General features: G+C 72.6%; 11 protein-coding genes and 1 pseudogene. 9 read left to right on the forward strand and 3 right to left on the reverse strand.

Annotated elements, in window-relative coordinates:
- Positions 1-59: 59 nt before the first annotated feature.
- Positions 60-827, forward strand: coding sequence for a GntR family transcriptional regulator (locus IEZ12_RS15360; RefSeq protein WP_043910058.1), 768 nt, complete (start codon positions 60-62; stop codon positions 825-827).
- 43 nt (positions 828-870) lie between these two features.
- Positions 871-1,275: a RidA family protein gene (locus tag IEZ12_RS15365; protein WP_189272541.1), complete on the forward strand. Its 405-nt coding sequence runs from the start codon at positions 871-873 to the stop codon at positions 1,273-1,275.
- Here the strand turns inward: IEZ12_RS15365 and IEZ12_RS15370 are convergent.
- Positions 1,272-1,475 (reverse strand): hypothetical protein, encoded by a 204-nt coding sequence (locus tag IEZ12_RS15370; protein ID WP_189272542.1) that lies wholly within the window; start codon positions 1,473-1,475, stop codon positions 1,272-1,274. The genes IEZ12_RS15365 and IEZ12_RS15370 overlap by 4 nt on opposite strands.
- Before the next feature lie 115 nt (positions 1,476-1,590).
- Between IEZ12_RS15370 and IEZ12_RS15375 the strand changes: the two genes are divergently transcribed.
- Both IEZ12_RS15375 and IEZ12_RS15380 read left to right on the forward strand, forming a co-directional pair.
- Complete coding sequence (locus tag IEZ12_RS15375; protein ID WP_189272543.1) at positions 1,591-3,909, forward strand: SpoIIE family protein phosphatase; 2,319 nt, start codon at positions 1,591-1,593, stop codon at positions 3,907-3,909.
- Positions 3,910-4,103: 194 nt separating this feature from the next.
- On the forward strand, positions 4,104-5,687 hold the full coding sequence (locus tag IEZ12_RS15380; RefSeq protein ID WP_189272544.1) for an MBL fold metallo-hydrolase: 1,584 nt from the start codon (positions 4,104-4,106) through the stop codon (positions 5,685-5,687).
- 97 nt (positions 5,688-5,784) lie between these two features.
- Here the strand turns inward: IEZ12_RS15380 and tmpA are convergent, their stop codons facing one another.
- Positions 5,785-7,362 (reverse strand): 2-trimethylaminoethylphosphonate dioxygenase, encoded by a 1,578-nt coding sequence (gene tmpA / locus IEZ12_RS40050; protein WP_189272545.1) that lies wholly within the window; start codon positions 7,360-7,362, stop codon positions 5,785-5,787.
- A 139-nt stretch (positions 7,363-7,501) separates the two neighbouring features.
- Here tmpA and IEZ12_RS15390 point away from each other — a divergent pair, with 139 nt between their 5' ends.
- Positions 7,502-8,182, forward strand: coding sequence for an SMI1/KNR4 family protein (locus tag IEZ12_RS15390; RefSeq protein ID WP_189272546.1), 681 nt, complete (start codon positions 7,502-7,504; stop codon positions 8,180-8,182).
- Between the two features lie 7 nt (positions 8,183-8,189).
- Here the strand turns inward: IEZ12_RS15390 and IEZ12_RS15395 are convergent, their stop codons facing one another.
- A complete protein-coding gene (locus IEZ12_RS15395) occupies positions 8,190-9,272 on the reverse strand; it encodes a pyridoxal-phosphate-dependent aminotransferase family protein (RefSeq protein ID WP_189272547.1) in 1,083 nt (360 codons plus the stop codon).
- Between the two features lie 117 nt (positions 9,273-9,389).
- Here IEZ12_RS15395 and IEZ12_RS15400 point away from each other — a divergent pair, with 117 nt between their 5' ends.
- The 4 genes and pseudogenes from IEZ12_RS15400 to IEZ12_RS38435 form a co-directional block, all read left to right on the forward strand.
- Positions 9,390-10,475, forward strand: coding sequence for an amidohydrolase family protein (locus IEZ12_RS15400; RefSeq protein ID WP_189272548.1), 1,086 nt, complete (start codon positions 9,390-9,392; stop codon positions 10,473-10,475).
- 9 nt (positions 10,476-10,484) lie between these two features.
- On the forward strand, positions 10,485-10,700 hold the full coding sequence (locus IEZ12_RS15405; protein WP_189272549.1) for a hypothetical protein: 216 nt from the start codon (positions 10,485-10,487) through the stop codon (positions 10,698-10,700).
- 35 nt (positions 10,701-10,735) lie between these two features.
- A complete protein-coding gene (locus IEZ12_RS15410; protein WP_189272550.1) occupies positions 10,736-11,413 on the forward strand; it encodes a uracil-DNA glycosylase in 678 nt (225 codons plus the stop codon).
- A gap of 174 nt (positions 11,414-11,587) precedes the next feature.
- Positions 11,588-12,844 (forward strand): annotated as a pseudogene (locus IEZ12_RS38435) (PAS domain-containing protein); the annotation flags it as partial.

Here is a 12,844-nt window from a genome sequence, read left to right on the forward strand (position 1 = left end):
GCGCGATCACGCCGCGGACACAGCCCAATCTCCTTACCAGCCAAGGGAACTCGACGCACGTGGCACTCGAACAGGACAGCGGGGCCGGGTCGCTCTACCGCAAGGTGGCCGCCGACCTGCGCGAAGCGATCACCTCCGGCTCGTTCGGCGACGCCGGACGGCTGCCGGCGGAGGGCGCCCTCGCCGAGCAGTACGGCGTCTCCCGGGGCACCGTCCGTCAGGCCCTCGCCCTGCTGCGCGCCGACGGACTGGTCACCTCCCGCCGCGGCACCCGCCGGGTCGTCCTCGGCAGCGCCCGCGTCCAGTCCTTCTCCGAGCTGCTCTCCTTCACCCACTGGGCCCGCTCCATGGGCGAGGAGCCCGGCGGCCGGCTGGAGTCCATCGTCCGCCGCCCCGCCGACGCCGCCGAACGCGAACAACTGCGCCTCGACCCCGGCGCCGAGGTGTACGCGATGCTCCGGCTGCGCACCCTGTCCGGCACCCCCGTCATGGTCGAACGCACCGTCTACCCGCCCCGGGTCGGCGAACTCGTCGCCCAACTGCCGCCCGACGCCGTCTCGCACACCGAACCGCTGCGCGAACACGGCATCCTGTTCAGCGACGCCGACCACACCATCGACGTGGTCGGCGCCAACGCCGACGACGCCCGGCTGCTCGGCTGCCGCCGCGGCAGCCCGCTGCTGCGCGAGAAGCGCCGCACCACCGACCCCACCGGCACCCCCGTCGAGTGGTCCCAGGACCGCTACCTGCCCGGGACGGTCGCCTTCTCGATCCACAACTCCCTTGCCTCGTCGGCACTTTCGCGGCACGCCCGGGAGAGCGACTGATATTCGGATGCGGGCTGTCCGGCGCGCGGGCGACCATCGACGGATGACCGACATCACTCGTATCAGCCCCGCCGAACTCCACCCCACCGCCGGCTACGCCCATATCACCGTCGTCGAGTCCGGCCGCACGGCGCAGCTGGCCGGCCAGTGCCCGCTGGACCGCGACGAGGCCCTGGTCGGCGAGGGCGACCTGTTCGCCCAGATCGACCAGGTGGTGGCCAACTCGCTCGTCGCCCTGGCCGCCGCCGGGGTCGGCCCGGAGCGGGTGGTCCGCTCCGTGATCTACGTCGTCAGTGACCGGAGCGAGGTGCTGGGGGCCGCCTGGGCCCACCTCCAGGCCGGCCCGCTCGCCCCGGCGTTCGCCACCGCCAGCACACTGCTCGGCGTCGCCGCGCTCGGCTACCGCGGCCAGTTGGTGGAGATCGACCTGACGGCGGCGCTGTCCTAGCTCCGGGACAGGACGGTGTCCGTCCAGCGGCGCAATGAGGCGAGCAGTGCGCCCAGGCGCTGCATCCCGCCGGGGAACGCGGGCAGCACCAGGACGGCGGGCAGGCACGCCACGGTCACCAGGACCACGGGCACCAGGGCCAGGGACACGACCACGGCGCGCTGGCAGGCGGCCAGCTGTCGGACGACTCCGGTGAACATCAATATGCCTTTCGCTGCGGACCGTTGAGGTTTTCTCCTACTGTTCGGTGCAGGCCGGGGTTGCGCCAGGTGCAACGGATTGCCACTTCCCGGCAACGGTCGGGGAGAGGACTCCATGACGCTCGAACCGCAGGGCGGCGAGCCGGAGGTGGCGGCGTTCACCGCCTTCCTGGGGCAGTTGTTCCAGGGGCTGTGCATCTCGCTCACCCGCTACGCGGCTCGCTGCAACCGCGACAAGGGCAGCGTCTCGCGCTACTTCAGCGGGGCGCGGATCGCCCCGAAGGACTTCGTCGACGAGCTGCTGCGTCAGGTCGCCGAGACCACCGGGGAGTCCGTCACCTCCGAGGTCCAGGAACACGTCCACCGGCTGCGGATGGAGGCGTTGCGGGTTCGCAACGCCTCCCGGCACGAGGTCGAGCAGCTGCGGGACCGGCTGGGTGCGGCGGAGCGCGAACTCCAGTTGGCGGGCGTGCGGGAACGGCACCTGCTGCGCTCCCTGGAGGCGACGGAGGCGCAGGCGCAGCAGGCCGAGCAGCGCTATCGCCGGCTGGAAGCGGACCGGGCCGCCGCCCGCTACGGGGCCGGCGAGCTGGAACGCTGGGCGGACGGACCCGAGACCGAGCAGGTGCGGGAAGAACTGCGCTTCCTGAAGCGGGAGTTGGACCTGCTTCGGGCCGAGCTGGCGCGGGCCCAGACCCTTCGCCACGACGCGGAGGAGCAGTGCGTCCGCCTGGAGGCCCGGCTGTTGGCCGCCGAGGCCGCGTTGGCCACGCAACGGGCCCGCCATGAAAGGGAGTTCAGATACCGGGCGGAGCTGGAGTCGCCGGGCGCGGTGCTGACGCGGGAGTTCGCCCGCCGGGTCGGCACCACCGTGGACCTGGACACCACGGCCGCCGAGCTGTGCGAGGTGTTCGTGCCGGCCTGGGCCGACCTGGCCACGGTCTACCTGCGGACCTCCTTCGTCTTCGGCTCCCACCCGGAGGGCGAGCCGTCGGTGTGGACCTCCACGTTCCAGGTGGTCGGCCACGGCGGGGACAGCGTTCGCCTGCTCGGGCGGTCCCCGCGGATGGGCGCGCTGCTGCGGATCGAGCCCGGCACTCCGGCCGGACGCGCCCTGAAGGACGGTGAACCCGTTCTCGCCCCGGTGGAGGAACGGTTGTCCGGGGCCGGCCCGGAGTCGTCGGTGCTGGCGCTCCCGCTGATGGTCCGGGGGCGGGTGTTCGGGGTGCTGCAACTGGTACGGCTGTCGGGCCGAGCGCCGTTCGAGTCCGCCGACGTCCTCCCGCTGCACGGACTCGCCGAGCGCGGGGCGCTGCTGCTGGACAGCGCGCGGCTGCACCAGGCGGAAGCGCGGCTGGCCGAGGCCCTGCAGCGTTCGATGATCCCGCTCGACCCGCCCAGGATCGCCGGAGTACGGACTGCCCACCAGTACCTGCCCGGCGATCGCCGGGCCGGGGTGGGCGGCGACTGGTTCGACGTCATCCAACTGGCCGGCAACCGGGTCGCCCTGGTGGTCGGCGACGTGATGGGCCACGGCCTGGAGGCCGCCCAGACGATGAGCCGGCTCCGCGCGGGGGTGCAGGCCTTCGCCCTGCTCGACGTACCGCCCGCACAGCTGCTGCGCCATCTCGACGACCTGGTCCTGCGCCTCGGCGTCGCCCAGCCCGCCACCTGTCTCTACCTGGTGTACGACCCGATCGCCCGGCGGTGCGAGCTGGCCTCGGCCGGACATCTGCCCCCACTGCTGCGGCACCCGGACGGCAGCGTCGACTGGCTCGACCTGCCCTCCAACCTTCCGGTCGGGATCGGGGGGCTGCCGTTCGGCGCCGTCACGGTGGACGTCCCGGACGGATCCATGCTGGTGCTCGGCTCCGACAGCCTGCTCCCGCTGCACGACTACGACGGGTTCGGGGAGTTCGCCGACCGCTGCGCCGACCTGATCGGGCCGGATTCCACCCCCGACCAGGTGTGCGAGGACCTGCTGAACGACCTGTCCGCGACGGCGCGCAGGGACGACCTCGCCCTCCTGGTGGTGGGGCTCGACGGCATCCCCGCGGACCGAGTGGCGCACTACGAACTGCCGGCCCAGGCCCGGGAGGTGCGGGCCGCCCGGCAGTTCGTCCGGGACCGGATCACCGACTGGGGCCTGGAGGTCGACGTCGACACCGCCGAACTGCTGGCCGGCGAACTGATCGCCGACGCCGTACTGGTGGCCGGAGGACCGGTCGGGGTGCGCCTGGTGCACACCGACCGCCTGCTGGTCGAGGTCACCGACGACCACCACCGGCTCCCCGTCCTGGCGGTGGTCGACCCGCTCGACGAGGAGGCCGATCGCGGCCTGCTGATGGTGGCCTGGCGCGCCGACCGCTGGGGGGCCGAGCCCCGGGCCGGTGGGCGGACGGTGTGGTTCGAACTGTGGCCCCGGGGGCGCTAGGGCCTGTCCGCCCGACAAGATCGGCCGGACCGGCTCCGGCTCATCGACTCCAGCAGCAGCTTCCAGTGCTTCTCCACCTCGCTTCCGGCGTCCGGTGCCACGGTGACCGGGGCCCGTCCGGCGGGACGCTCCGGCCTCCCCGCGCGGAACGGGCCGGCCGAATTCGTGTTTCCGACAATCGGGGAAGATCACTGATGGAAGAACAGCTGAAATATCTGCGGTCCCGGACCATCGTCGAGCCGCTGGTGGACCGGTTCTACGCCTGGCTCTACACCGTCGCGCCCGTGCAGGCGGCGATGAACCTGGCATTCCGGCAGGTTCCGCTGCTGGAGTCGTACCTGCAGTCCCCGCAGGTCCACATCGCGGCGAGCAGCAACCCCGAGCTGCGCGGCGGCTACTACGTCAACATCCCGGAGGAGCGCGTCGAGGAGGTGCGCGAGCTGCTCGCCACCATCAAGCGCGACCGCGCCGACATGCTCCGCTTCGCCGAGGCGATCGCCGAGGGCCAGGAACTGCTGCGCGCCAACGCCACCGGCTTCGACCTGACCCCGCTCTACCCGCAGCTGCCCGCGGAGCTCGGCGGCATCGTCGAACTCGCCTACGACACCGACAACCAGGCCGCGATCCGGTTCATGGAGCCGCTCGCCTACCTGAGCCCGGCCTACACCGAGGCACGGCAGTCCGTGCAGCTCTCCCTGGAGCCGGACACCGAGCGTCCGTTCATCCTCAGCACCCCGCGCCTCGCCGACCCGAACGTGCTCGATCTCCGGATCCCGTTCAACCACCCGGGCCTGACCGAGCTGTTCAAGTCCCGCGTGCACGGCGCCACCCTCGGCCACCTGCGCGCCGCCCTCGGCCTCGACGACGCCCAGACCGAGCAGTTGCTCGGCCTGCTGGCCGACGAACCGAGCCTGTCGACGGACCGTCACATCGGCGAGGGCGGCCGGATCCGCTACTTCGGCCACGCCTGCCTGGTGCTGCAGACCCCCGAGGGCGCCGTCGTCACCGACCCCTTCATCTCCGCGGACAGCTCGCAGGGCGACCGCTACACCCTCGACGACCTCCCGGACTTCATCGACCTGGTGCTGATCACCCACGGCCACCAGGACCACATCGTGCTGGAGACACTGCTCCAGCTGCGCGGCCGGGTCGGCGCCGTCGTCGTTCCGCGCCCCTCCCGCGGCAACCTGGCCGACCCGTCGATGGCCCTGGTCCTGCGCCACCTCGGCTTCGAGGTCATCGAGGTCGACGACTTCGACGAGGTGCCGTTCCCCGGCGGCAAGGTCACCGCGACCCCGTTCCTCGGCGAACACTGCGACCTGGACATCCGCAGCAAGTCGACCTACTGGGTGGAACTGGCGGGCCGCAAGATCTTCGTCGGCGCCGACTCCTCCGGCATCGAGCCGAAGCTCTACCGCTACGTTCGCAACCACCTGGGCAGGGCCGACATCGCCTTCGTCGGCATGGAGTGCGACGGCGCGCCGCTGACCTGGCTGTACCAGGCGCTGCTGACCAAGCCGGTCACCAAGAAGATGAGCAACTCCCGCAAGCTGTCCGGCTCCGACGCCAAGCAGGCCGGCGACATCCTCACCGAGCTCGGCGTCGAGGAGGCCTACGTCTACGCGATGGGCGAGGAGCCGTGGCTGGGCCACGTCATGGCCACCACGTACAACGAGGACACCTACCAGATCAAGCAGATCGAGGAGTTCCTGGAGTGGTGCCGCGGCCGCGGCATCAAGGCCGGCCACCTGTACGGTCAGCAGGAGTGGCGCTGGTAGCAGCGACGGGGCGGTGTCCGTCCGGCGGCGCGGCGGGGTGCGCGGCGCCGGGACGCGGTGGACACCGCCCGGGGAAAGCGGGCGGCAGCGAGTCGGCTCAGCCCATCAACTCCAACAGCAGCGGCCGGAATTCGGCGAACGTTGGGGCAGCCGCCGAGGGGTCCTTCGCGGCCTCGTCCCAGCGGCGGACGGCCACCGCGTCCGCGGCGAACGGGCCGGCGGCGAACTCCTCGGCCTCGGCGGGGGTCATCGGGCCGCCCTGGAGGCCGAGGGTGTGGACGGAGGCGGGGGAGAGCTTGGCGAAGTAGTCCGGTTCGGCGGTGCACAGGTAGCGCTTGGCGGGGACGTGCAGCCGGACGGGTTCGGTGACAGCGGGCGGGAAGCAGCGGGAGAGCCAGGCGGCGGCGGTCGCCCCGTGGCGGTTGTCGGCGCCGGCCATCAACTCCAGGCCGCTGCCGTGGAAGTGGCCGATGTCGTGGAGCAGGGCGGCGGCCACCAGCGCGGGCGGGGCGTCGGCGGCACGGGCCAACTGGCCTGCCTGGAGCATGTGTTCGGCCATGGTGACGGCCTCGCCGAGGTACTCGCCGGCGCCCTCGCCGGCGAACAGGGCCTCCAGTTCGTCGAGCGCGGCGACGTTGCGGCGCAGCACGGAGAGGGTGGAGGAGAGCGAGTCGAGGTCGGCGTAGCAGCCCTGGAGGTGGCGGCCGCCGGCCTGCTCGAAGGCGGTGCGGGCGTGCAGCAGGCGGGTGTTGTCGAAGATCAGGCAGTCGCCGGGGCCGAGTCGGAACTCCAGTTGGAGTTCGGGGCGGAGGGTGATCTCCGCGAAGCGGCGGTAGGCGGCGTAGAAGGCGTCGAGTTCGGCGCCGTGGAGCGTGCGCAGGGTGTCGATGGAGCGGTTGTTGAAGCGGATCTCGCGGATCGCGCCGCGCGGGGCGAGCCCGATCATCGGCATCTCGGCGGCCAGGTCGGCGGTGCGGTCGCGGTAGCGGAACGGGACGGGGGTGCGGGCGAGCAGCGCGAACGCCTCCGGGTCCTCCTCGCGGAGCAGCGCGGCCACGCGGAAGCCGTCGACCAGGCCGGAGTCGCCGCCGGCGGCCTCGTTGCGCAGGCAGTGCAGCAGTTGGAGGGTGGGGACGGGGTCACGGTACGGGTTGTCGGTGTGCGGGGCGATGGCGGCGTCGGTGAAGGCGAAGTTGACCGCGTCGGGCTCCACCCGGACGTCGAACAGCTCGCCGTAGTTGGTGTCCCGGACGTACCCGAAACTCCGTGCCACGGCGAGGACTTGGCGCTCCTCGACGGGGACGCCGCGGAGCACCGCGAAGCCTGATCGGCGGACGGCGGAGAGGACGGCGATCTTCTCCTCCGGGTCGGCCAGGTAGCTCGACCAGTCGGCCTCGGGCAGGCCGCGGGCGAAGTCGGGGGCCTCCCACAGGCGTTTGCCGTGCTCGGTGCGGTGGTCGCCGTCCTGATCGGCGGCGTCCCAGCCGGTCGGGTAGAACGAGCGGTGGCCGTCGGACCACAGCACGCTCAGCCCGGCCCCGTTCTCGGTGGCCTCGGCGGCGGTCAGGTCGTCCGGCAGGTCGCCGATCCGGAACCGCTTCTGCCCGCTGCGCGGGTTGCGGCACTCGGCGCACGGGCAGTTGTCGCGCAGCCAGTAGGGGTGGGGGACGGACATGGGAGCAGCCTCCGGTTGTACAGACAACTTGACGGGGCTGCTCAGCCAAATACCTGTTCGCGTACACCGGTTGCCCGGCCGGTGAACGGTCGACCACCGGCAGCCGAACCCTGTCCGTGCCGGGCGCTAGCGTGCGGTCATGACGCTCGACCTCGTCCGCGACCTGCCCACCGCCCTCGCCGACCGCGCCGCAGCCTGGCGGCTGATCGCCGACATCGCGGCCTTCTGGGGAACCCCGCTGCTGCCTGACGGCGGCTGCACCGACGCCGAACTCGACGCCGCCGAAGCCCGGCTGGGCCTGAAACTGCCCGCCGCGCTGCGCGAGGCGTACCGGCTGATCGGCAACCGCCCCGACCTGACCGGCAACCAGGACACCCTGCTGCCGCCGGACCGCTTCTACGTCGACCAGGACTGCCTGGTCTACCGCGTGGAGAACCAGTCCTGCGCCTACTGGGGCATTCCGCTCGCCGCCCTCGACCGGGCGGACCCGCCGACCGTGGCCTGGCCGGACGTCGCGCCGTCCGTGCAGCTGGAGATCACCCCGTGGACGGCGAGCTTCTCCGCCGAGTGCCTGGGCATCCTGCTGACCGAGCCGCTGTTCGACGACAGCGCGTACGTGGACGGCGGCGAGGTCGACCCGAACGACCTGACCGGCTGGACCGAACTGCCGCGCGTCCACGCACCCGGCGTGGACACCCGCTACTTCGCCCGCCCGGACGCCCTGCTGGCACTCCTGGGAGGCGCCTGGCTGGCCGTCCGGGCCATGGACGAGGAAGCGCTGGACGCCGCGTGCGAAGCACTTCCGGCGCTGGACAATTGACGGAGCGTCAGATTGCCTGCTCCCAGGCCTCGGTGGCCGCCGTGACCGCGGCCGCGGCCGGGACGCCGGTGGCCTGGGCGAGCGCCTCAAGGGCGGCGAGGACCGTCTCGGCGGTGGCCGCCGGGCCGTAGTGGTTGAGGCGCAGCATGGTGGAGGCGAGTGCGCCGCCGCCGGCCTGGATCGGCAACTGCGGGGCGTGGCGGCGGAGTTCGGCGGCGAGTTCGGTCGCGTCCAGGCCCTCGGCGGTGCGCAGCGTGGTGGCGACCGGGGCGGCGTGCTCGGCGAGCCGGACGAACGGGGCGACGGTGCCGAGGGCGGTGGCGCCCGCGCGGGTGGCGGCGGCCGCGGCGCGGTGCCGGGCGATCACCGCGTCGAGGGTCTCGGCGGTGATCGCGTCCAGGCAGGCGTCCAGCGCGAGCATCTCCAACTGGGCAGGAGCGTGCGGCAGTTGGGTGCGGCCGGCGTCGGTCCAGCGGGCCTTCCAGTCGAGCAGCGAGAGGTAGGAGCGGCGCGGCGCGGCCGGGTTGGCCTCGATCCGCTGCCAGGCGCGCTCGCTGACCGAGACGGCCGAGACGCCGGCCGGGCCGCCCATCGCCTTCTGGCCGCCGATCACGCACAGGTCGATGCCCCAGGCGTCGGTCAGCAGCGGTTCGGCGGCCACCGAGGCCACCGCGTCCAGCATCAGCAGCGCGCCGTGCTCGCGCGCCACGGCGGCGATCTCGGCGACCGGGTTGGTGTTGCCGGTGGCGGCCTCGGCGTGCACCAGTGAGACGAAGTCGATCTCCGGGTTGGCGCGCAGCGCGTCCGCGACCTGCTCGGCGGTGACGGCGGCGTCGAACGGCGCGGCCAGGTCGACCACCTTGGCGCCCGCGTCGCGCAGCCAGCCGCCGAAGGTCTGGCCGTACGGGCCGGTGATGACGTTCAGCGCGGTCGAACCCGGGTGCGCCGCGCCCTTGATCGCCGCCTCCAGCGGCAGCAGCGCCTCGCCCTGGGTGACAATCACGTCGGCCTGGGTGTGCAGCAGCGCCGCCACCTTGTCCTCGATCGCGGCGAACTGGGCGGCGGTCATCGGCGGGAGGTCGAGCAGCATGCGGGGAGGCCTTTCGGGCAGCGGAGGATTTCGCCGGGGCGACGAAGGGGTCGCCGTCGGACAGTCTGCCGCAGATCGCCCCGTGCGCCCGCACAGGTGCCGAGTACAGTGCCAGGCATGACAGACGGTGGGGTGCTGCACATCAAGGGCCGGGTGCTGGTCGGACCGGAGGACGTCCGGGACGAACTCTGGGCGGTGGACGGCCGGGTGACCTTCGCGCGGCCCGCCGCCGAACCCACCGCCACCCTCACCGGCTGGGCCCTGCCCGGCCTGGTGGACGCCCACTGCCACGTCGGACTCGACGCGCACGGCGCCGTCGACCGGGCCACCAGCGAGAAGCAGGCCCTCACCGATCGGGACGCCGGCACCCTGCTGATCCGCGACGCCGGCTCCGCCGCCGACACCCGGTGGATCGACGAGCGCGCCGACCTGCCGAAGATCATCCGGGCCGGGCGGCACATCGCCCGCACCCGCCGCTACATCCGCAACTACGCGCACGAGATCGAGCCCGGCGACCTCGCCGCGTACGTCACCGCCGAGGCCCGGCGCGGCGACGGCTGGGTCAAGCTGGTCGGCGACTGGATCGACCGCGGCGTCGGCGATCTCGCCGCCTGCTGGCCCGGCGACGCGCTCACCGAGGCGATCGCCGCCGCGCACGCCGAGGGCGCCCGGGTCACCGCGCACTGCTTCGCCACCGAATCGCTGCCCGACCTGCTGGCCGCCGGCATCGACTGCGTCGAGCACGCCACCGGCCTCACCGAGGAGCTGATCCCCGCCTTCGTCGAACGCGGCGTGGCGATCGTCCCCACCCTGGTCAACATCGCCACCTTCCCGACCCTCGCGGACGGCGGCGAGTCCAAGTTCCCGCAGTGGTCCGCGCACATGCGCCGCCTGCACGAGAACCGCTACGCGACGGTGGGCGCGGCCCACGACGCCGGCATCCCGATCTACGTCGGCACCGACGCGGGCGGCTCGCTCGCCCACGGCCTGGTCGGCGAGGAGGCGCTCGAACTCACCAAGGCCGGCCTGAGCCCCACCGAGGCCCTCGCCGCCGCCACCTGGTCCGCCCGCGAGTGGCTCGGCCGCCCGGGCCTCACCGAGGGCGCCCCCGCCGACCTGGTGGTCTACGACGCCGACCCGCGCACCGACCTGCGGGTGCTGGGCGCGCCGAGGCACGTCGTGCTCAACGGCGCGGTGGTGTGAGTGGGGCGGATGACGGACGAGCAGGCGCTCGCCCGGTTCGAGACGCTGCCCGCCGAGGTCCGGGACCGGGTGGACGGAAAGCTGCGGCTCGGCCGGAACGTCGAGGCGATCAAGGTCCTGTTGGACGCCGACGAGCACGGCGCGGGTGTGGGCATCCCGCAGGGGCCGGCGATCATCTCCGCCCGGAGCGGGGCGGTGCGCCCGACGTCCGCGCCGACCTCGTGAACTGGCGTTGTCAGTGCGGCCGATAGGCTTCCGTCATGGCTGCTCGACCCTTGCACGAAATCGTTGAACCCGGCTGGGCCCAGGCCCTCGCACCGGTCGCCGGACAGGTCGCCGCGATGGGCGACTTCCTGCGCGCCGAGATCGCGGCCGGCCGCACCTACCTGCCGCCGGGGCCGCAGGTGCTACGGGCCTTCCAGCAGCCGTTCGCGGACGTCCGGGTGCTGATCGTCGGGCAGGACCCGTACCCGACGCCGGGCCACGCCGTCGGCCTGAGCTTCTCGGTCGGCGCGGACGTGCGGCCGATACCGCCGAGCCTGGTCAACATCTACCGGGAGTACAGCAGCGACCTCGGCTTCCCGCCGCCGTCCAACGGCGATCTGACGCCGTGGGCGAACCAGGGCGTCCTGCTGCTCAACCGGGCCCTCACCACCCAGACTCGCAAGACCAACGGCCACCGCGGCAAGGGCTGGGAGGCCGTCACCGAGCAGGCCATCAAGGCCCTCGCCGCCCGCGGCGGCCCGCTCGTCGCCATCCTCTGGGGCCGCGACGCCCGCGAGCTGCGCCCGTGGCTCGGCCAGGTCCCCAGCATCGAATCGCCGCACCCCAGCCCCTACTCCGCCGACAGCGGTTTCTTCAACTCCCGCCCGTTCAGCCGCGCCAACGACCTGCTGGTCCGCCAGGGCGGGCAGCCCGTGGACTGGCGGCTGCCGTAACGACACCTCCGCAGCGCTCCGATGGCGCAGCGCGGGTTCCTGGCGCCTGGCCGATGCTTCCGCCGTGTCGACACGAACACGATCCGCGAGTGATGCGATCGACGGTCCACGGACTCGTCGGTGCGCGACGGTGTCCGGCTGGCTCGGTCCTCACCACGGGTGTAGGTGTGGGGTATGGCGCGGTTCGGTACCTGGCGAGCCGCCTTGTCGCGTGGCAGAGAGGCGGCTGAAGAACCGCAGTCGTCGGGCTCTGTCGCGGATCGGGGCGGTTCCGGCCGGCGACGGCGCGCGGCGTTCCTCGTCCCGCGCAGCCTTGCGGGCCGGGTGTTCGTGATGCAGCTGGTGGTGGTGCTGCTGCTGGTCGTGACCGCCCTGGCGGAGCTGTTGGTCCAGGCACACCACGACATCAACGAAAGGGCCCAGAGCCGGGCGATGGCCGTCGCGCAGACCTTCGCCAACTCGGCCGGGGTCGTGCCCGCACTGGCCACCAGCAACCCGTCGGCGATCCTCCAGCCCAAGGCCGCGGCAGCATCGCAAGCCTTGGGCGACACGGGCATCCAGGTCATCGACGCGCAGTACGTCCGCGTGACCGACCGCTACCCGTACCGGGTCGGAACGAAGCTGGAGCCCGACATCGTGCCCACCCTGTCCCGCGACCATCCGAACTTCGCAGTCGTGCACACCAGTGCCGGTGGGAAGCAGATGGTTGCCAGGGTCCCGGTCTACGACAACGGCCGGTTCGTCGGATGGGTGGCCGCGAGCACCCACATCAGCGACATCAACGGTGTCGTCGGCATGCGTGTGCGCGTCCTCACCATCGGGGCTGTCGGTGCGCTGGCAGTGTCGGTGCTGGGGACGGCCTTGATCAGCCGGAAGCTCAGTCGGCAGACCCGGGGCCTGGGGCCGGCCGAGATGACCAGGATGTACGAGCACCACGACGCGGTGCTGCACGCGGTACGCGAGGGCGTCGTGATCGTCGACGGCGAGGGCCGGGTGGTGCTCGCCAACGACGAAGCGCGCCGCCTGCTGGATCTGCCGCCCGACTGCGAGGGCCGCCTGGTGCCGGAGCTGGGTCTGGAGTCGCCGACGGCGGACCTGCTGGCCGGTGGCAACACGGTCAGCGACGAGGTGGTGGCAGCCGGAGAGCGGCTACTGGCGGTGAACATTCGGCCGACCGGCCACGTCGACGGTTCGCCCGGCAGCGTGGCCACCCTGCGTGACACCACCGAACTGCGCAGCCTGTCGGGACGGGCGGAGCAGGCACGCGGTCGCCTGCGCCTGGTGCACGACGCCGGCACATCCATCGGGACGACCCTGGACGTGACCCGCACCGCCGAGGAGCTCACCGAGGCAGTCGTGCCCCGGTTCGCCGACTTCGTCACCGTCGACCTGGCCCCCGGAGTCGTAGCGGGCGAAGAGCCCACCGAGCGG

It is taken from the genome of Kitasatospora griseola (assembly GCF_014648555.1).
In the GTDB taxonomy this organism is placed as follows: Bacteria; Actinomycetota; Actinomycetes; order Streptomycetales; family Streptomycetaceae; genus Kitasatospora; species Kitasatospora griseola.